The organism is Bosea vestrisii, from assembly GCF_030144325.1.
Classification (GTDB): Bacteria; Pseudomonadota; Alphaproteobacteria; order Rhizobiales; family Beijerinckiaceae; genus Allobosea; species Allobosea vestrisii_A.
Map to the genome: position 1 here is coordinate 3,810,001 of NZ_CP126307.1, position 19,840 is coordinate 3,829,840.

13 protein-coding genes and 1 pseudogene are annotated in these 19,840 nt (G+C 60.7%); 5 read left to right on the forward strand and 9 right to left on the reverse strand.

All coding sequences use genetic code 11. From position 1 onward, the window contains the following. Positions 1-182: 182 nt before the first annotated feature. Positions 183-431, forward strand: coding sequence for a hypothetical protein (locus QO058_RS18835; RefSeq protein ID WP_284167796.1), 249 nt, complete (start codon positions 183-185; stop codon positions 429-431). 36 nt (positions 432-467) lie between these two features. Here QO058_RS18835 and QO058_RS31465 read toward each other — a convergent pair. From QO058_RS31465 to QO058_RS18865, 7 genes and pseudogenes are all read right to left on the reverse strand, one after another. Beyond that, positions 468-1,502, reverse strand: a pseudogene (locus QO058_RS31465) (recombinase family protein); the annotation flags it as partial. Beyond that, on the reverse strand, positions 1,499-2,557 hold the full coding sequence (locus QO058_RS18845) for a tyrosine-type recombinase/integrase (RefSeq protein WP_284167798.1): 1,059 nt from the start codon (positions 2,555-2,557) through the stop codon (positions 1,499-1,501). The pseudogene QO058_RS31465 and the gene QO058_RS18845, both read right to left, overlap by 4 nt. Beyond that, on the reverse strand, positions 2,557-4,218 hold the full coding sequence (locus QO058_RS18850; protein ID WP_284167799.1) for a hypothetical protein: 1,662 nt from the start codon (positions 4,216-4,218) through the stop codon (positions 2,557-2,559). The genes QO058_RS18845 and QO058_RS18850 overlap by 1 nt, the downstream gene beginning before the upstream one ends. Positions 4,219-4,374: 156 nt before the next feature. Further along, positions 4,375-4,578 (reverse strand): helix-turn-helix domain-containing protein, encoded by a 204-nt coding sequence (locus tag QO058_RS31470; RefSeq protein ID WP_432211953.1) that lies wholly within the window; start codon positions 4,576-4,578, stop codon positions 4,375-4,377. Between the two features lie 253 nt (positions 4,579-4,831). Next, the gene (locus QO058_RS18855) at positions 4,832-5,521 is read right to left on the reverse strand and encodes a hypothetical protein (protein WP_284167800.1); all 690 of its coding nucleotides are present in this window, start codon (positions 5,519-5,521) and stop codon (positions 4,832-4,834) included. Between the two features lie 1,706 nt (positions 5,522-7,227). After that, on the reverse strand, positions 7,228-7,854 hold the full coding sequence (locus QO058_RS18860) for a GGDEF domain-containing protein (RefSeq protein WP_284167801.1): 627 nt from the start codon (positions 7,852-7,854) through the stop codon (positions 7,228-7,230). 74 nt (positions 7,855-7,928) lie between these two features. Next, positions 7,929-8,807, reverse strand: a complete 879-nt coding sequence (locus tag QO058_RS18865) for an MHYT domain-containing protein (protein ID WP_284167802.1) — start codon at positions 8,805-8,807, stop codon at positions 7,929-7,931. A gap of 852 nt (positions 8,808-9,659) precedes the next feature. On the opposite strand from QO058_RS18865, the gene QO058_RS18870 reads away from it, so the two are divergent. After that, entirely contained in the window at positions 9,660-11,435 is a 1,776-nt protein-coding gene (locus QO058_RS18870) for an ethylbenzene dehydrogenase-related protein (RefSeq protein ID WP_284167803.1), read from the forward strand. Between the two features lie 39 nt (positions 11,436-11,474). Continuing rightward, positions 11,475-12,515: a 2Fe-2S iron-sulfur cluster-binding protein gene (locus QO058_RS18875; RefSeq protein ID WP_284167804.1), complete on the forward strand. Its 1,041-nt coding sequence runs from the start codon at positions 11,475-11,477 to the stop codon at positions 12,513-12,515. Positions 12,516-12,525: 10 nt separating this feature from the next. On the opposite strand, the gene QO058_RS18880 is transcribed toward QO058_RS18875, so the two are convergent. Continuing rightward, the gene (locus QO058_RS18880) at positions 12,526-13,287 is read right to left on the reverse strand and encodes a PstS family phosphate ABC transporter substrate-binding protein (RefSeq protein WP_284167805.1); all 762 of its coding nucleotides are present in this window, start codon (positions 13,285-13,287) and stop codon (positions 12,526-12,528) included. 194 nt (positions 13,288-13,481) lie between these two features. Between QO058_RS18880 and QO058_RS18885 the strand changes: the two genes are divergently transcribed. After that, entirely contained in the window at positions 13,482-16,172 is a 2,691-nt protein-coding gene (locus tag QO058_RS18885; RefSeq protein WP_284167806.1) for a putative bifunctional diguanylate cyclase/phosphodiesterase, read from the forward strand. Between the two features lie 349 nt (positions 16,173-16,521). Here the strand turns inward: QO058_RS18885 and QO058_RS18890 are convergent, their stop codons facing one another. Continuing rightward, a complete protein-coding gene (locus tag QO058_RS18890) occupies positions 16,522-16,857 on the reverse strand; it encodes a hypothetical protein (RefSeq protein ID WP_284167807.1) in 336 nt (111 codons plus the stop codon). Between the two features lie 1,059 nt (positions 16,858-17,916). Here QO058_RS18890 and QO058_RS18895 point away from each other — a divergent pair. Then, positions 17,917-19,611: a SulP family inorganic anion transporter gene (locus tag QO058_RS18895; RefSeq protein WP_284167808.1), complete on the forward strand. Its 1,695-nt coding sequence runs from the start codon at positions 17,917-17,919 to the stop codon at positions 19,609-19,611. Positions 19,612-19,840 lie beyond the last annotated feature (229 nt).

Here is a 19,840-nt window from a genome sequence, read left to right on the forward strand (position 1 = left end):
CCGCTCTCGATCGGATGGATGAGGACAGCCTCAATCAGCGTTCGGAGAATACCTAGCGCTTCGGTGCGCGTTTCCTCATCGGCCAATGCCTCTCGGAGGGATTCGATCTTCTTCCGATACAAGCCAGCCAGATTGGGGTGCATGCGAACAGGCGGCTCCGGATCCCAGCTGACCTGCACGGCATGCGTCTCGCGCTCAACCTCAAGAAGGGCAAGCTTCGCTGCGACGCTCGTGGACTTCATGCCTTCGGCGATCGCAGAGACCAACGCATCGATCTGGCGCTCGATCTGCTCAAGCCTGCGCGCAGCCGTCGCTTGCTTCGCACCACGTTCCGAGCGCACCCGATTGAGCTCTGCGTGAAACTCCCGAACGAACTCATCGACCATCTCAGGCGCCATCAGCTGCTGCTGAAGAGCGTCCAGAACATATGATTCCAGAACACCACGGCGGATGGAAAGGCGACTGCTACAGGCGCCGTTGCGATGCGCGCTTGAACATCGGATATAGTCGCGCCCCATCGGCTGGAAGCGAGACCCGCAACAACCGGAGCGCACGAGCCCGCTAAGCAGATGCTGTGCCCGCCTCTGCTCCCAGAACCGAGCCACCCGGCTCGCGACCGAGCGAGGAGAGGCGGCGACCTCTTCCAACTTCTTCTGAACGGTGTCCCAGAGCTCTGGCTCGACGATGCGCAGCTCTGGGACGTCCTCGATAATCCACTGATCAGAGGGATTGGGACGAGAGAGCCGCTTTCCGCTCTGCGGGTCCTTCACGTAGCGTTGACGATTCCAGACCAGGCGGCCAGCATAGAGCTCGTTGCGGAGTACGCCGGTCTTACGCCCAGCGTGTCCGCGGATCGTGGTGTCGCCCCAAGGCCGGCCGCCGGGCCCCGCGACGGCCTCCCCGTTGAGCTTCTTGGCAATTGCATTGGGCGAGGCGCCAGCGGAGAACATCGCAAAGATGCGTCGGACGACTTCTGCTTCGTCAGGTTCGATATTCCGGCCACCTCGCACAGGATCGCCGTGAGCATCGCTCTCGCGGCGCACGCGATAGCCGTAGCAAATCCCACCCGCAGACCGGCCGGCCGCCACCCGGCCTCGCATTCCTCTGTGAGTCTTGGCGGCTAGATCCCGCAGGAACAGCGCATTCATCGTGCCCTTGAGGCCGACATGCAGTTCGCTGATCTCGCCCTCGGCGAGCGTGACAATGCGGATGCCGCAGAACTGCATTCGCTTGAAGAAAGCAGCGACGTGCTCCTGATCCCGGCTCACACGATCAAGAGCTTCGGCTACGACGATGTCGATCTTGCTGCTACGGGCGTCCGCGAGGAGAGATTGGTAACCGGGCCGGAGATGGCTGGAGCCTGACATCGCCCGATCGGTATAGGTTTCGGCGACCGTCCAGCCCTCCCGCGAGATCAGAGCCCTACACACGGCGATCTGATCGTCGACGGATTGATCACGCTGCTGATCGCTTGAATAGCGCGCGTAGATGGCCGCATTCATGACCTGCGTTTCCGTCTGCCGGGGCTCGATGTGCGCAGTCCGGCAATCAGCTCAGCATGGCTAACCGAGGCTGCCAAGGTCGATGCGTGATTGTAGCCTTGTGTGCGTCGAGAACTGGTATGCCCCATGCCCGCGCGCGCGCCATCGATGCCGACGGTTTCCGCCGCAAACGTCGCAAAGCTGTGGCGCAGCGAATGCGGCCCACGAGCGCTTCCAAATTCCCGCTCCGTAAGCTCCCGCAACGCAATATGGATCGTATGATCTGCGAGTGGCCTGCCGCTTATCCCTAACCATAGCCGCTGCCCCGAGTTTGTGTTGGCAACAGCAGGCCTGACGTCGGCAAGATAGCGCTCGAGGTGAAGGGCTAGCGGCCGGGGGACGGGTGCCGAGTATTCCCGCCCATTCTTTGTTTCTTCAGGTTGTAGGGTAACAAGCCATTCGCCGTTTCTTCTCGCAAGGTGACGGTCGAGTTCGAGACTTGCAAGGTTGCCGAGCCGAACCGGAACGTAGGCCAAGAAATACAGAATGAGCCAGTTGCGATAGCCCGGGACCAATTTCAGGGGGTGGGGGCGCGGCGCACCGGAGAGAGCCCGCTCACAAGCGGCGACAACAATGGCCACCTCGAGAAATCGCACGCGGGCGGAGGCGACTTTAGCTCGTCGGCTCTGTGAGTTGGCGCGCGAGCGCAACCAGGACCAGTCAACCTCCGGCGCGATCGACGAGATCACAGCGAGCAATTCAAAGAGACGGTTCCGCAGTGTGCCGGGCTTCACACCCTGTACCTGCAGCTCACGCACAAAAGCATCCACATTGGCCTGTGTCACGCGTACGGCTGCCGGGCGTGTGACGTCCTCGCCTCGCCTGACCAGGAAGGTCAGCCAACGCCCATAGCCGCGTTCATTCTTGTGGCGGGTCGCCGGGCGCCATTTGGCGGCAGCGACAAGGTCGCTAAAGGGGTCGTCGATTATCGCCTGTTCGTATAGTTCGCGGTCCTTGACCGGCCACGCTGTGACCTTCAGGCAGCGTCGCTGTGTATCGCTCCTAACGTGGCCCATCAGCGCCCCTTCCTCATCGCAGAAAGCCGCTGCTTGGTGATCTCTTCCTGAGCCTGGCAGAGATGTTCCCGATCAGCCAAGAAGGAGTAGTTTCGCCGGATCGTGTCCGCATCTCGGTTGCCCAGCAGCGTCCTCCCCCGCTCCAGGCCGTGGGCTCCGTTTCCGCGAACCTGCAGATAAACGGCAATCGAACGATAGAGATGGGCGTGAAACGGGACACCCAGACGCTGCTCGACGATGCGCTTGATCTGGCCGCTCAACGAGCCCGAGCGTTTCGCGCTCTCCGATCGTCCGGGAAACAGCCAGCCGCCTGATTGGCTGTACAGCCGCAACGCGGCATTGAGGCGACCAACTGCTTCAGCCGGTATCTCAAAGCGCTGATCATCGCCGTTCTTGACCACCGAGCCCGGTAGACGGATCAGCCACCGATCTCGCTCTCGTTCCAGATTGCGGTCGATGCGGAGCGAAGCCAGATTCTCGATCCGCAGAGGGGCATAGATCAGGAGCTCACACGCGATGGCGTTTTGAGAGAGCATGGCGCGCTTGCGGGGCTGTTTCGCAGACTTCGCCTCCTTCAAGAGCTGGATGGGCAGGGTCAGAAGCTGACGGAGAAGGCGCTCATCCTCGAATGCCTCAAGTCGATCCCTGGTCCGTCGCCCCAGCGCCTTTTCCCTCGGCGCCAGATTGGCCACAATGGATCGGAGTTTTGTGACGACATGTTCGTCGGACTTCACCCAATCGCGAGCTAGGTAGAGCAGGGATCCCCCGAGGCGGTGCAGGGCATCGCTGCGTTTAGAGCCCTGCCGCTTGTACAGCTCGGCCATCAGAGCTTTGAAGCTGTCGATCGAAACGAGATCCGCGAGCGAGACGATCGTTTCGATCGGCCGGCCGGCGTGGGTCAGTGCCGTCGCCGCTTTGAACAACTGGTGCCGAATTGTTTTGATCGTCGACGCTCGTAATCCGCGGCCCGGGTTCTCGGCCAGCGGGTTGTCGTCGGCCAGCCAAACCGCATATGCCTCGATTTCCGCGGTGAAGCAGGCATCAAACTCGGTCTCGGCGCACGTCCAACGTACACGCGCCTGGGCTTCGATGTTGAGTTCTTGAAGGCCACGCTCAGCGTGGATCGTACGCAGACGGTTCCACTGACGACGCAGCCTGCGATCATGAGCTTTAGGGTCCGCGACCTCGCCGAGTGTTTCGAGCGCGGCAATGAACCTTTCAACACAAGCGTCATCAACCTCGGGCGGGACGATACCCCGCGCAGACGCGAAGCCAGCTAGTCGCGACAGCGGCGCCCAATCGGCTGGGCTACGCAGCTCTGCCTTGAAAGCTTGCCAGCTGGCAGAGTGCGGTTGGGGCGATTTGGGGCCGCGACCGCGGCCGGCCTTGATGAGGGCACACAGTTCGCCGCGATAGTTGGACAGCGTCTTCATGGAGAGTTTTGACGGCGCCTTCCTCATCCGCTTCATTTGCGCGATCACGAAGCCTTGGTGGCCCGGAATGTCCGAGACTGCCCGTCCCAAGAAACCCGCCAACGCCGCCGTTGCCGAACGAACTCGAGCAAGTTGAGCTGCCGGCAGCAAAGCCTGGCGGGTAGCTTCGTCGATCAGGTTCTGAAGAGATGGCTCCGCTGCCCCGCAGATGTCCTCAAAAGCGTTCATGGGCCATCTCCGTGCATATCGCTGCCAGACAAAGGATGACAGGCCGGGAAAAACCGTGACATTTGGGAAGACGTATCACAGTAATCCGTGGGTGATACTTGCGTGACGTTTTCCCAAGGTTCGAGAAAAACGTGGCAAAGCATGACAATGGGACGCTTACACATGACCACGGGCCAGAAGGGCTTCAACGTCACCCGTGCGCACCCGAAGATGGCCTCTGCCTTTCGATGAGGGCAGTCGGTCGGCGGGCAGCAGGCCTGTCGCGATCCAACGCTTGACGGTGCGCGTGCACACGTTGGCGCGCTCAGCGGCCTCGCGAACGGTTAGGCGCTGGCTTAATTCGGGTAGGGAGTGGATCATGGCTGGACGGCTGCTCCGAAACCTGGTCTCGTTCACAGCAATCCTGGGCTAGCCATTCGCGCGCGGCCGAACGGCCTAAGAGGCGCGCGATCGCTCGCATCGATGCAGAGCCTGCATCGCTACGGTCGTCGCTCTGGAATGGGGGCGTCCCGGATTGCATGCCCGGGACGATGGGAAAAATCAGGACAAGGCAGGAGACCAGAGAGTCTCACAAAATTGGTGCGGTTCTATCGTCCAGCCCCGCCCTTGAACTTCAAGGTCTCCTAAAAACCCAAATTACCGCCTGATCGAGCGTGGCGGGTTTGACAATTCCCTTCGGTAGAAAGTGCTCGCACGCGGCGCGGCAGAAGGTGACGAATGGGCCCTGATAAGCCCCGTCGACTGATTTGCTCATCGTTATCTCGGCACCGAAGTAGCGCCGATAGAGGGGCTCGAGGTGCAGGATTAAGACCCGAATGCGCGGGTCGAATTCTGGCCCAGCTGTCCGTTGGAATAGGCCGGGTTCCCGGACCAATTCTAGTTTCTGCCGGAAATTGCGAGCCAAGCGATCGAGCTCTTCCATCCGGTCTGCGAGATCGAAGTTGACGTCATCCATCAACATAACAAGCTCGGCGACCTTCCGCTCCTGAGTGTCAAGCGATCGATAAATGCTTAGGAGCTTTTCCAACTGTAGCCCGAAACGGCCAACCGTACTGAGGACGGTTGACGGCGATTTGAGTTCCGCTGGCTGTCCGAACGTTTTGCTGAAGGCGTCGGCCAGCTCCGCTTGCAACGAGGGGCGAAATTCTCCCGGGACTTTCAGGGTGTAGGAAAAGGTCTCAGCCTTTGCATCTGCGTCCAGCTGCAATGCCGGAAACTTGTCCTTTTCGGCAGCTTTTCGCCTATGCCATGTCGCGTGAGACATGCCCTTTAGCGGGAGCGATATCGTATCGTTGTTGCTCATTCTCGTTGATCTCCGTGTCCACGCGGAGTACCCGGCGCCGCCGCCGTGACAGGGGAAGACAGGAGTGCGGATGGCAAAGCAGTCGTTGCAATCAACTCGCGACTTGGGCCGGAGCGCGCCACTTCCGGACATTGGAATGATGCCTGGAAGCGGACCAAATTCTCAAACGGATGACGGCAAGGCTGTTTAGCGTACGCCGCGTGCCCGGCCCATCTCGGCATGGTCATGGTCGACGCTATTCTCGGCCGGCGGACCGCAACGTCCTGCGCAAACTGTCCTGGCCGGCAATGTCGGCCTATTTTTTGGCAAGCGCTGCGAGGGGTCTATTCGTCCCGGTTCCGAGAAAACGACGCGATTGCCGCGATCGTACGTCCTGACTGGTACTTGTACAGCACAGCAGCCAACGCTGGCGAACTCGGTGAATTGCGACGCCGGCTGCAGACGTCTCTTTGGGCATAGCATGTCGATCGTAGTCGATTTTCTGGTCTGTGGATGGCGGTAACAAGGTGTTCGATCAAGCCCCGGCGCTTGTAGGAGAAGCGGGAGCATGATGCGGCTGGGTGCAAGCGATGCACAACTGAGCTCGGCGGCGCGAGAGCTTATGCTCCGGCCGAGCGTTGATGGTAGCGGTCGCCCGCTGCACCATGAACTGGCGAAGCTGGCCGCCGCCTTTGACGCTGCGTGGATTGACTTCAACAGCGCAAAGTTTGATCCGCGAGGCGATGCCGAGGCTAAAAGAGCTCGTCAATGTCGCGCTCGATCTCAAAAGGGCGCGCGCGGTACTCTTCCGCACGCGCCTGGCCTTCTGGCGAACTCGATGTCGCCCAGTAGTCCGTCGCCCCGCACGCAGCCTCGTAAGCTTCGGATAGTTCGGGGAAGTGCGGATCCTGACCGCATCTGTCGCTGAGTTCCGTCCGACGCTTCGGCCAACGGAGCATGAGCCGGGCCAGTCCGCGCCTCTGCGCCTGGTTCATTCGCAACCTCGTGCCGCCCGGGTGGCAGACGACGTTGATTGTCGGGAAGTGGACATGAACCTGAGGCGAACGATCTGAAGCAGGAGGGTGGCGGCGTAAGGCGACGCGCGCTCGCGGCGTCAGTCGGCCAGACGTCTCTTAGGGGCCGAACTGGAAATTGCTAGCTAGTGGCCGCTCCTCTTGCCCTGCGCCGAGTCGTCTGCCTGACGCCCCCGTAGAAGCTGATCAAGAGAATCCCTCAAGTTCCTCAGGCCTTCGACAGGCATCACAAGACGAGCCCGAACTACAGCTTCGATGGCAATTTCTGCGGTCGGCCCGGCCAACATTTTCTCTGCGATCGGCCGCCCATGGGTGAAGGTAAGGGTGGCCAGTTCGCCTGTGACCGAGCAGTTGAAGGGGCCTACGACGACAGTCTCGGGGATGTTGTCGGGATCAACGACACGAATGTGACTCATGGCTTCCACTGCGATTACGGCATTCGGACAATCTCTACCTCTCGCCGATGGGACGCGTGGGAGGCGGCAATCCATCGGCGAGAGGCGTGGCGCTGGTTGGGGAGCGCCAAGCTCACGCTAGCACGCCGCCTTGAAAGGAAAAGGCCGGCCGGGGCGGGAATGTAAGCGCTATCCGGATGGGCCGTAGACGTCCTCGCGGCAGCCTCCCGCCGCGGTGGAAAGGGAAGCCAGAGAGAGCTCGCAGCCGAGAACACCACAGCCGCCGATTGGGGCCAATTCAGGCAGCGCGCCTCCAACAGCCGCGGCCCATCTTCTTGGCTTCGTAAAGCGCTGCATCAGCCTTGTGCACCAGCGCATCGAGCGAATCCGCGTCGTGCGGATAAACCGCCAGGCCGATCGACAAGGCAACGTCGAGTTTCTTGTCCTTTATCGAGAGCGGTTCGACCATCGCCTCCAGCAGTCGCAGGGCCAGGGCCGCCGGGTCGGCGCCGTTTTGCTCGAGCCGGCACAAGACCACGAATTCATCGCCACCCACCCGTGCCAATAGGTGCCGCTCTCCCACGACCGAACGGAACCGCGCGGCGACCGAACGGAGGAGAACATCGCCCACGGCGTGCCCGTAGGTGTCGTTCACGCTCTTGAAACGGTCGAGGTCGAGCCACAGGAGACCGAACTCGTCACCGGACGCGGCGGCGATGTCGATGGCCTTTCGAAGTTCGCTGCGGAACAGACGAAGATTCGGCAAGCCCGTCAGTGCGTCGTGGTTTGCAAGATAGGTCATGTGCTCGCGCGCGGCCTTCTCCACGCGGATGTCGCGGATTTCGATTAACTGTCGCGGGGCGCCGCTGGACAGGATCGGCGTGGCACTCAGCGCAATATCGACGAGGGCGCCGGTGGCCGTCATCAGCTGCGCCTCAACTCCCCTGAGGCAGCTATTGCTGCGGTCGCTGGTCAGTGCAGGCCTGGCTATAAAATTCGTCAGGGGGTCCCTTCGATTTCCGCCTGATCGAGGCCAACCAGTTGCTCGAAGGTCCGGTTTGTGGCGATCACTTCCTGGTTCTCGCATACGACAATGCTGGTCTGCGCCGCCTCGATGATGTTTCGCATCTGGTCCGCATCGGCGGACGCCCTATGTGCGCGCTTGTCGAAGACAATCGCCACCAGACTGAGAGCCACGATCACCGACGCCACGAAGGCGACTGAAAGCCCAAGCAGAAACTCTGACAGGCCTCCGTCCGAAACAGCGAGGGTCGGGTCCGTCTTGACGACGGCGGCCGCCATCGCAGTGAAATGGAGGCAGCAGATGGCCGCACCGAATAGCGTTGCGGCGACAAATCTGTGCCTCCGCCTGTTGGCAAGACGTTCGATGAAAATGGAGGCGCTGACCAGCAGGACAGCGGAGCCGACGGAGAGCGCGACCAGAGCAGGTTCCCAAGCGAACGTACCCGCGAACACCAGCGCTCGCATGCCGGTGAAGTGCATGGCAGCAATAGCCGCGCTGAGTACGACAGCGCCGACGAGTGCGCATGGGAGAGCCGTCGACATCAAGAGGGGCATGGCGATGCCGGCGATCACGATGCTTAGCAGCGCGGAGGCGAGCGTCAGCGTGATATCGTAGCTGACGGCTGTCGCGGGGGCAAAGCCGAGCATCGCGACAAAATGGGTGGACCATATCCCGCCGCCAGCCACGCAGGCGGCTATGAGCGACCAGCCGTGCCGCGCCCCACCCTTCTGCGCGCGGGCGTGATTGAGAACGGCAAAAACGGTGAATCCCGATATGAGCGAGACGAGAACCGCCAGAAGAACGAGCTTGGGATCATGGTCGGTCCGTATGCAATCCAAAATCCGGATGAACATGCGCAGCCTTGCCGTTACAAGCAGTTGACCCCGAGAATCGTCGCCCGGCCTTGCGGCTCGCTTTGAAACTTGACGAGGGGGTATCGCAGCGCAGCTGAAAGTTGTCGATCAATGGAATATTACAAGAAAACAAACAATTTTAGATATTTACCGGTAACTGCGTGCTGAAACTGAGATTTACCAAAAATTCGGGACCCGTTTTCCTTGTGGATCGAATGATACTCTGAGCCGCATTTAGCGGCGGCAGCGTTCGCAGATCTATCTGATTGTCTCGGCTTTGCGCCATAAGCGACTACCTATGGCCAGCTCGCTCGTTTTGCCGTGAAGCGCCGTCGACAATTGCGCGCACAATCAGGATCGACAGCGATAGCGAGAACTAGCACCGCAGGTTTAACTCCCCTCAGTCGAAACGTGGCGTGAAACATGGACGGACGATTTCTGTTCGCGGTAGGAAAATGCATCCAACGACGCAGCTGCCGCGTAGTTTAAATGATGACAAAGTCGAAGAATCCCAAATCAAATTCGGCCTCGGTTAAAACCGTTGCCAGGGCTTTGACCACCGCAGATATCGCGACACATCGGATCCTCCGACGGACATTGGGTCTATCTCCGGAGGAGATTGCGAAAATCGATCTCGATCTCGCCGTTGAGGCTGGCCTGTTGAAGAAGCCTACCGTCAGATAGTCGCAGATGATCCTTAAAATCGTCGGAGCAGTATGGCTCGAGATCCACTTTTCTTGGTGGCGGCCTCGCCTGGAAGGCTACCTACCTGCAGATCCTTGCTCTACGCTCTTAGCGCCGGACGGTTGAGATCGTCGAATACTGTCGCCCCAGGAAGAGGCTATCGCCGCGATGAACGAATTGATCGGAGGTGCTGAGAGTTCCAGACCAGCATCTAACGGCATCATGGAAAGTTTGCCTCCCCCAGCGCCGAAACGCGAAAACGTCGCCACCACGTTGCCAAGCAGCGACGTCGGAACCGTCGTACTCCATTGGATTTCGGCGATCGCGGTCGTCACGAGCCTAGTCACAGGCATCAGGATCTCGGCCGACGCGCTGGATGCCGTCGTCTCGAAATGGATGGAGCCGATCCTGCCGCAAGGGGAGATTTGGAGCATCCATATCTGGGCGGGGCTCGCGCTGTTTGGGACGTCCACCGCCTATCTGATCTACATGGCGACCAGCGGGCTATCCGCGCGTATCTCAGCCCGTCGGCTCTCGCCCTTGAGGATGCAGGCACCTGCCAAACTCCGCTGGTTGAGCGTGAACGTCCTGCTGCACTGGCTGCTCTATTTGCTGATCGTGGCCCTGACTATCACCGGGGTGCTGCTCTATCTCGGTTTCGGCGGGTGGGTCGTCTCGGTGCATCTGGCGGCAGCCTTCGGCACGTTGGCTTATACCTTGGCCCACGTGATCGCGCACTTCGGATACGGCGGCTGGCGACAGTGGCTGCGTATATTCCGGCCGGCCCGGCTTGCGCCCTCCGTCGGCCAGCGCAGCCGTTACCCGTTGTTGATCGCCTCGTTCGTGGCGGTTCCGACCGCCGTTGCCATCGCCGCACTGGACTACGAGAGTCGCGACGAGCTTCTCGTCCAGACGACGACGGACTTACCGACCATCGACGGAATGACCGACGAAGTCGCATGGCGATCCGCACGCCCGGTCAGGATCAGGACGTCCCAAGGCGCGAACCTCGGCGGGACCGGCGAGTCCACCGTCGAGGTCAGGGCGGTCCGAGATGCAACCAAGATCTATTTCGCGTTCAAATGGCAGGACCCGACCCGCTCCCTCGCGCGACTGCCGATGATCAAGCGAGAGGACGGATGGCGATTGGTCGGTCACGATGCCGATCGTGCCGACGTGGTGGATTTCTACGAGGACAAGCTCGCCGTGATCTTCTCGGCGAGCGACACTTTCGCCGGTGGCGGCGCGACGCATCTCGGCCCGAAGCCGCTTCCGGACAGACCGTCGTCCCTAAACGAGCGCGGCCTGCACTACACCACCGACGGCTCGTATATCGACATGTGGCAGTGGAAGGCTTCGCGCGGCGGCCTGATCGGTTACATGGACGATCAGTACATCGGTCCCCCAAGGGAGGCGACCGCCGACGAGGCTGCCAGGCGGGCCCGTTACCAGGGCGGGTACTGGAACGATCCGGGCCGGACCTTCTACAGCTATAACTTCGGGTTCGAGGGCCCAGGCGGCTACAAAGGACCCGTTTCACCCAAGCGCCTGCCCAAGACCGCGGAAGCCGCGGCACGAGCGATCGGGAAATTCGACCCGACGAATGCCGATTTGAGCCAAGACGAAGGCAGCATCTGGTGGCTGACCGATGCCGAGAGCGTGACCTATAGCAAGGAGGCGGACGCCCGGTTTCCTGTGGGGAGCATCATGCCCGGCGTACTGATTCAGGGTGACTACGAGGGCGATCGAGGCGACATCCGTGCCGGCGCTCGGTGGAAGGACGGGTACTGGACGTTGGAGGCCTCTCGGAACCTGAGCACGACGAGCCGCTACGATGCCGACTTCACTGGAAGGAAGCCCCTGTACATGTGGGTTTCAGTCTTCGACCATAACCAGACGCGGCATACACGCCACGTCAGGCCAGTCGATGTCAGGCTGCGCTAGAGGCGGCCGTGCAGTGAGACTCTTGTTAAAAGGGCCCCGATGAAACGGACGGCGTCGCTCGTCATCAATGCCAAGGCGTTCTCGGCGGTCCCGGGGGACACCCTATTGGACGCGGCGATGGGCGCGGGCATCTTCATTCCGCACGATTGTTCTTCGGGCCAATGCGATACTTGCCGCGTTCGGATATACGACGGCAGCGTGGACGATCGAGGCACGCGCCGTGGCGATACGGTGCTCGCCTGCCAGGCCCGCGTCGTGAGCGACGCCGTCATCGAATTCGACGCCGTGCCCGAGCCGATCAAGGTTCCGGCGACCCTGACTGGCATCAAACCTATTTCGCCCGAGATCCTGGAGCTCTCGATCGGGCTCCACAGAAGCTTGCCCTTCCTGCCCGGCCAGTACGTGAAATGCAGCTTCTCCGGCTTTCCCGAGCGGGACTACAGTCCCACCCAGCGCGTCGACGGAACCGGCGCGATCGATGAATTGATCGTCCACGTCAGGCGGTTGCGCGATGGGGTGGTGTCGTCCCGACTGGGCACCGGTATCCGCATCGGCCACAAGGTGACGGTCCACGGCCCATTCGGCAGCGCGTTTCATCGCATGGGCGAAGGTCGGATCGTTCTTGTCGCCACCGGCACTGGATGGGCGCCGGTCTGGGCCATTGCGCGTGCGTCGCGGTTTCGGCAGCCGAGTCGCGAGATGGTCGTCGTCGCCGGCGCGCGCGCGATCGAGGATCTCTATATGAGGGACTCGCTGGCGTGGCTCGCCGATACTGGCGTCAGGACGGCGATCGCAACCGCCAGCGGACTGTCGTCCAGGGACTCTAACGCCGTGATGGCTGGTCGCGTCACCGACCATCTCCCGATCTTCTCTTCCGAGGACACGGTCTACGCGGCCGGAAATCCATCGATGGTCGCGGCGGTCCAAGCGCTCTGCCAGGCGGCAGGCGCAAAATGCCATTCTGATCCATTCACCGCATCACAAGCCAAGCCGTCCATCGGTCGGCGGCTTCTATCGTTCCTGGGACGTGGTGACGCTGCCGGTCCTGATCCCAGGCCGGCTGCGGGCCCACACACGTGAAGATCTCGGTTCAGTTTGATGCTGCCGGCAGCGCGCCGAAACCTCGTATGATCTCCGCCGCCTCTCCTGCCTTAGAGAAGGCGATGAATTTGGACACGTCGTCCGCGAGACCCTCCGGGCGGTAGACGTAGGCGAGCTCGCCGGCGCTGGGATATCCGGGCTGCGACGGATGATGACCGTCGATCTCTAGCACCTTCGTGCCGATGTCCAGTATCTTGCTATACGGACCGAAGCCGATGGCGCCTTCCGTCATGCGCACGCTTTCGACGGCCTCCTGCGTCGACACCGCGGTCTTCGACCGTTCTGTGATCTCGATGTTCTTCCACCCGGGCATGTTCGCTCGGAGCGTCGTCAGCGTGCTGTCGGCATCCTCGCGGCGGACGACACGGATACGAAGATCCGTTCCTGCGACCTCTTTCCAGTTCGAGATTTGGCCGGAGTAGATTGCCGCAAGCTGAACTGTATTGAGCCGCGATATCCCCGCGCTCGGATGCACGAAGAAGGCGCTAGGGATCGTCGCGACAGGCAGGTAGGCCAGCCCCCTCGCGCGCTCGGCCTCGCTGAGCGGCCGCGCGACGCGCGCAAGGCGAGCCGCTCCGGATCCGACGGCTGCGATCCCGCCACCAGAACCGATGCTCGGCGGAATGCGAACATCGATCGACGGCTCTATTTGGCGAAAGCGCGCAGCGACCGCCTGCAGCATCTCGATGCCATCGCCGGTTCCGACGACTGGCAGCTCCTCGGCATGTAACGCCGTCGAGATCGTCAGCATAAGCAGTGCTAGCCGAAAATATCGCATGGCTCGAACTCGTCGGTCGGGAAGCGTGAGCCTACCTGCTGCCCCGTAAACGATTGCTGACCGTAGCCGCGAAACATGTTCGCGTTCCTTTCGCGCATTCGATTTTACCTCGACTTCATGCTTTGCCCCTAACGTCGACTGGCGCGAACATCCGAGAGGGCGGCCTGGTGCCGGAAAAAGCCCAAAGCGAACCGATGGAGGTCGCACCTAAGCCGGTGAAGATCGCCGGAGGTCTGCGGGCAAACTGCCGTCGTCTGCTGTCCCAAGCGGCGCCATCCGTATCGTCCTGGCTAGGTACGCGAATGTCCGACACCCATGTCGGCGCGCACCTCGCATGGGTCGTGCTTCTGACCGGCGCCTTGACCTTTGCAATCGTAGGAGTGGTCTCGCTCGTTCGTTTAAGGGCCGACGCTGACGAACAGGCGACCGCACTTGCCCAACTATCCCGCCAGCAGCTGGCTCGGAAGCTCGACGGTGAGGCACGTCTGGCCGAAGCCCGATTGCGAGTACTATTCGAAGAAGCTCATCGTCAGACGCGATATCTCTCGCAGCGACAGGACGTGGTGAAGGCCGTCGTCTCGGCAAACTCGGTTGCCATGCAGCTACTGTTGCACCCTGCAAGCGTCACGGGCGAGCTCGATGCATTTCTGGTCGGCGATGCGGCCGGAAACATCATAGGATCGAGCAGGACGACCGACCTCCTCGTCGCTGGGGAGGCGATCGCTCGATTAGGGCTCAACGATCGTATCGCTTCGATCCTGACAAGTAATCGGCGTAGCGATAGGAGGTCCGATCGGACGACGTTGCGCGTGATGCCCAACGATGATCGCGCTATTGGCATGCCAGTCGGAAGGTCCGTCGCCCATTTCGCCTTCGAGCCGGTTTTCGACGATTTTGGCGACGTTGCAGGGGTGCTAATCGGGATACGTTCGCTGGCTCCATCCGAGAGCACGTTCGAGCAGTTCTCAAGCATCGTGAATGCCGGCGTCCTGGTGATGGATGGAAACATCGCTCTGTCCTCAGGCGGTCTCCCCGCCTTCGATTTTCATGCAACCGTGGAACTCGCGGACGACGAGCTGATCTCCGCCTCCGGTGGTAATCGCGTCGGCCGCTGCGCGGCGCACGACCTTGGCCTCCTGGTTTGTGCCCACGTCGAGGCTTCGGAGGTCCAGGAAGCGCAGCATCAAATGCTTCGCGTTAGCGAGCGACAAGCCGGCGCCCTCTTTACGTGGTTCCTCGTGCTCGCGGCGGGCTCGCTCGGCATCCTCGTCTCCGTAGTGCTCGTAGCCGTCAGGCGGGTCACCCGAGGTTTGCCGCAGCTCGCAACGGCTGCTGCGTCCGTCGCGCGTGGAGACCTCGACGTGCCCTTCCGCGCCATCGGCGTCGGCGAGGTGCGAAGCCTCGGCCAAGCGTTCGAGGTCATGCTTGCGAACCTGCGCGAGAGCCTCGGCCAGACCCGAAAGCTGGCATTCTTCGATCCTGTCACGGGTCTACCCAACCGTGCCAAGCTGCGGATCGACGGTATGGAGGCGCTGACGTCAGGGAGGTCCGACGTCGTGCTCCTCTTCATCGATCTTGATCGCTTCAAGTCGATCAACGACACGTTCGGCCACAAGACTGGCGACATGCTTCTCGGAGCTCTGGCGCGGAGGCTCGTCGACTTCTTCGATAGTCGCGTTCAATCGAATGTGATCGGCGCCTTCCGCATAGGTAGGCTCGGCGGGGACGAATTCCTCGCGGTCCTCGATGTTCCCGCGGCCGAGCCCCTGCTGAAAAGTCTTGTCGAAGACCTCATCGGACGACTAGGTGAAAGCTTTGCCATCGGCTCGGCGCATATGACCGTGGGAGCGAGCGTCGGTATCGCCATTGCTGGTCGCGACGGCAGATCGTACGACGATCTGCTGATCAGTGCCGACGTGGCGATGTACGAGGCCAAGCGCTCGGGACGAGACTCGTACGCCTTCTTCACTGCAGATGCCGCGGCGCTGATGCAGGAGCGGCTTGCGATCGAACACGAACTTCGCATCGCCTTGAGTGATCGGACCCTGAGCGTGCTTTACCAGCCGCTGTTCTCCTTGCGGGATGGGCGGATCGTGGGCGCAGAGGCGCTGGTGCGCTGGCGTCACCCCACGTTGGGGGACATTCCGCCGGGCAAGTTCATCGGCGTCGCCGAGGACGCGGGTCTAATATCCGACCTGGGACATTTCGTATTGAAGCAAGCCGTAACCGAAACAGCGGCGCTCGTGCGCGAAAGCGGCGACCTTAGGATTGCCGTGAACGTATCGGTGCTTCAACTGGAAGATCCTACTTTCTCGAATCGAATCGAGGCTTGCCTGGCACAGGCCGACTTCCCTCTCGACCGGCTCGAAATCGAGATTACGGAATCGGTAGCCATGCGAGCGTCCGACGTCATCCAGAGCCAGATCGTGAAACTACGACGAGCGGGGGTGCACTTCTCCCTCGATGATTTTGGCACGGGATACTCAAACCTTTCGATGCTGGCGCGTCTACCGGTAGATACGCTGAAGATCGATCGATCGTTGATCGCCGGCATTCATCGTAGCGCCGAACAGCAAGCGATCGTCCGAACCATCCTGGCGCTATCGCAATCGCTGGGCTTTCACTCCATCGTCGAGGGCGTTGAGGTTTCGGAAGAACTCGATTTCGTCACGGCGGCGGGTGCGGATATCGCGCAGGGATTCCTGTTCAGCCGACCTGTGTCATTCGACATGCTCAAAGCTATGCAGAGTACGCGCGCCGTGCGCAGGGCTATCCGTCGTCTGGATACAACTTACGGTCGATGCGAAGAGCCAGTGACCGGAAATATTTCGAGCCGCAGCAGCCGAACGGCGCCTTAATCTCCGCGATAGTGCCTACAAATCCTACATCCGATGCGTGCTGTGCGCCCAGCTGCGGACATTGAGAGACTGCCCGGAACCGGACATTCCTCATCGTCCGGAGGACGCCCGCTCCCGACCGATTGTGTTGAAAAAGTCCGATCGGCTCCAAAGTTGAGCGTCAGCCCCGCTCGACGGAGAAGAACCTGCTGTGCGGCTCAGAGAAACGTGCTCCAGAGGAGGCTTCGTCAGCCGCAGTGGGATGAAATTTCTACCTTCGCGCTGGCCGACCCTGCCCCAAGTATTGCGGCCGACTTTTTCAACACAATCGACCCTAAACAGTCATTCGCGGGCGAGGTTGGTCGCTCCTTCATCGAAGGGGGAAAAGCAAAAAAGAGCCAATGCTCGCAACGATCAAAAACGCCAACGTAACAGCGAGGGCCTTGAGCGTGGAGCGGCGCTCAACGACAGATGCCGATCCCTTATCGCCACCGCGAGGGTAGAATTTTACGAGAGCGAGGATCACCAAAATAATGAACGCATAAATTGCGAGCGCCCATCCTGCTCCCCAAATCGCCACCACGCATATCAGAGCGATAAACCAGAAAATCTTGAAAAGCCTTTCGCCGAAAGATCGGCTTGCTTCTCCGCTCCCAGCCATCTGGCTTTTCCACTCACGCGCAGCACCGCAATCGTAGATGCGCATGTCTCTGGCAACTCGGCAAGGACCGCTCCCGACCCATTCCTGACGCCGGTGATGTCCGCTTCGGGGGGCATTTTGACAATTGGCGCAGCCTGGGTTGGCCCATTTCCTACATTCCGAAGGCCTGCTTGCGGGCAGGCCCCTTCGCAGCTTAAGGTCAGTCGGCTATCCGCGGCTAACGCACGACCAGTACTGATATACCCGTTCCGCTGACGGCGTTTCGTTACGGACGTGACTGGTTCCACTTACTTTCTTGTCCCGTCGCAATTGGTTTGAAGCATCTTTCGCCTACTCGACCTTCGAAAGGTGGATGCCCGCATGTTCGACTGGATCGTCCGAGTTGTGGTGCAAATTTCTGGCACCGTCGCAGGGTGGATTGTTGCTCCGGACGCACATCGGTTTGGGCTCGTCCAAATGGGTGTTGGGGTTTTATTATTGACTTCATTTATCGCGCTCGCTGCACTTTCGCCTTTCATCTGGTCTCGCAAACGGTCGGGAAAGGCGACCCTTAAGGATTAGAACACTCAATTTCGTTTCCAAGTGGGCTTGGGCTAGTGCATTGGCACCTAACGTAAATGCTAGCCTTCGGGATAGATTGCTCGGAAGAGTAGCAGCCGCGCTGCGAGCGCCAGGTAGGACGGCCTGGTCAGCTTTTACCCAACAAGCCAAGCATTTGGCTGCAGGGGCAAGCTTGCCCATTTACTTTCAGTCAAACTTGCCGATGCGCCTCTCATCGAAAACCAACAGCTCGTCTAAGCTCTAGACAGCCCCTCTTTCGGTCAACATACTACCTTAGAATAAATACAGACAATTTGAGCCCAGCTAGGTGTGTGACCTGCGTCCGGGAACAATCGCGATGTCTGAGAATGTCAGAGCTCAAGCCGCCAATGACATCGGCACCAAGCGCGGTATCGCCCGTCTCCCGCCAGATGTGACCGGCCTCGAGCCCGGCTGGAATGAGGTGCCCGAGATCCAGCCGCAGGGCAGCGCCTCTTGGCACGGATCGGAGCACGCAGTGCGCCCCCACCTTGCTAACATCCAGATTCGGTAGGAGGGTCTGGTATGCCGATCCCTCCTGTTCTCCCGAGCTTGAAGGGATACCGGCGCGGATGGCTGCGCTACGACCTGACCTCCGGGCTCGCCATTGCAGCGGTCGGACTGCCCAGTGCGATCGCCTATCCCGCTCTGGCAGGCCTGCCGCCAGAGGTTGGCCTGTATTCGAGTATCGTGCCTCTCCTTGGCTATGCACTGTTGAGTCCGTCGCGGCAGATCATCGTCGGACCCGATGCGGCGACGGTAACGATGCTGGCGGCGGTGCTCCTGTCTTTTGGACTATCATCGACTGAAGACCTCATCACCGCATCTGCTGCAATCGCCCTGATTGTCGGCCTGCTCTGCTTCCTCGCGAGCATCCTGCGGCTCGGCCTCATCGCAAACTTCCTGTCGCTGCCGATCCTGGTCGGCTTCATGACGGGCGTCTCTCTGACGATCCTCGTCGGCCAGCTCGGCCGCTTCACGGGCGTCAAGATTGAGAGTGCCGGTCTCCTCAGGCCCTTATTTGAACTCGCAGGGAAGTCGAGCTTCATTCACTGGCCATCCCTGGCGCTCGGCGGCGGGCTTTTTGTGCTTCTTCGGCTGCTCGGCGCATGGCGGCCTGCCATTCCAGGCCCGTTGGTCGCGGTGGGCCTAGCAACTGTGCTGTCGGCCGCCTTTGATTTTCGGGGAATGGGGATCCAGGTCGTCGGTGCCATCCCCTCGCAGCTACCCTCATTGAAGCTGCCAATTCCCCAAGGCGTTTCGATCAGCGATCTCGTCCTGGGCGCGCTCGCCGTGCTGATCGTGAGCTTCGGGTCGGGCATCCTGACCGCTCGGAGCTTCGCCACGAAGAATAGATACGCGGTGGACGCCAATCAGGAGCTCCTGGGGTTTGGCGCGGCGAATGTAGCCTCCGGGCTGTTTGGTGGCTTCGCGGTGACCGCCACGGACTCCCGGACGGCTATCAATGACTTGATGGGTGGCAAGACGCAGCTCGCTGGGATTGTTTCGGCAGTGACCCTGGCGATCGCGGTCCTGTTCCTCTCGGGCGCGCTTTCTCTACTTCCCGTGCCTGCGCTCGGCGCCGTCCTGGCATCTGCCGCCATCGGCCTGATCGACCTGCGCACGCTGCGCGATTTGTGGCGGATCAACCGGATCGAGCTCGGTTTTGCCCTGCTCAGTATCGTTGGCGTCGTCGTGCTTGGCGTTCTCAAGGGTGTCATCGTGGCCATAGGCGCTACGCTTCTCTACCTCATCATGAAGATCATGAAGCCTCGCGACGCGTTGCTGGGCCGCATTCCAGGGCGCGATGGCTTCTACAAGCTCCATCGCCACAAAGAAGCGAAGCCCATCCCCGGGCTCTCCGTTTATCTGCTGCAAGGCAGTTTGCTGTTCTTCAACTCGGACTACGTCCGCGAACGGATTGAAGCCATCCTTGCGAACCTGGTCCCCGGGACAAAATGGTTCATCTTCGACGCAAGCGCGACCGCGCAGATCGACAGCACCGCGGCCGTCATGCTCGAAGATGTCCAGGTACTCATCAAGGAGCGCGGGCTCGTGTTCGGAGTGGTCGATCTCCACAGCGAGCCGCTCGACACACTCGTTCGCTCTGGCCTGGTGGCCAAAATCGGCACTGACATGATCTTTGACGACCTCGAGGACGCAGTTGCCGCGTTCCAAAAAGGACGGCTGGAGGCGTCGGTTTTAGTTGACAGCCACTAGGCCTGAGAAGCCCGGGATGATCGAGAAAGTCTAGAACAGGCATATCGGGCTCGGAACCAATAAGCCTACAGGAGGAATGCCAATGTACAGGTATCGGATTATCGCTCTCCAACCGGTTTTATTTGCAGCGGCATTCGCTTCAATTTCTACAGCGTGGAGCGCGCAACTCGATTCTAGATATCAAGGAGCCTGGATTCAGGGAGGAGTTTCTTGCGATGATGCTTTTGCG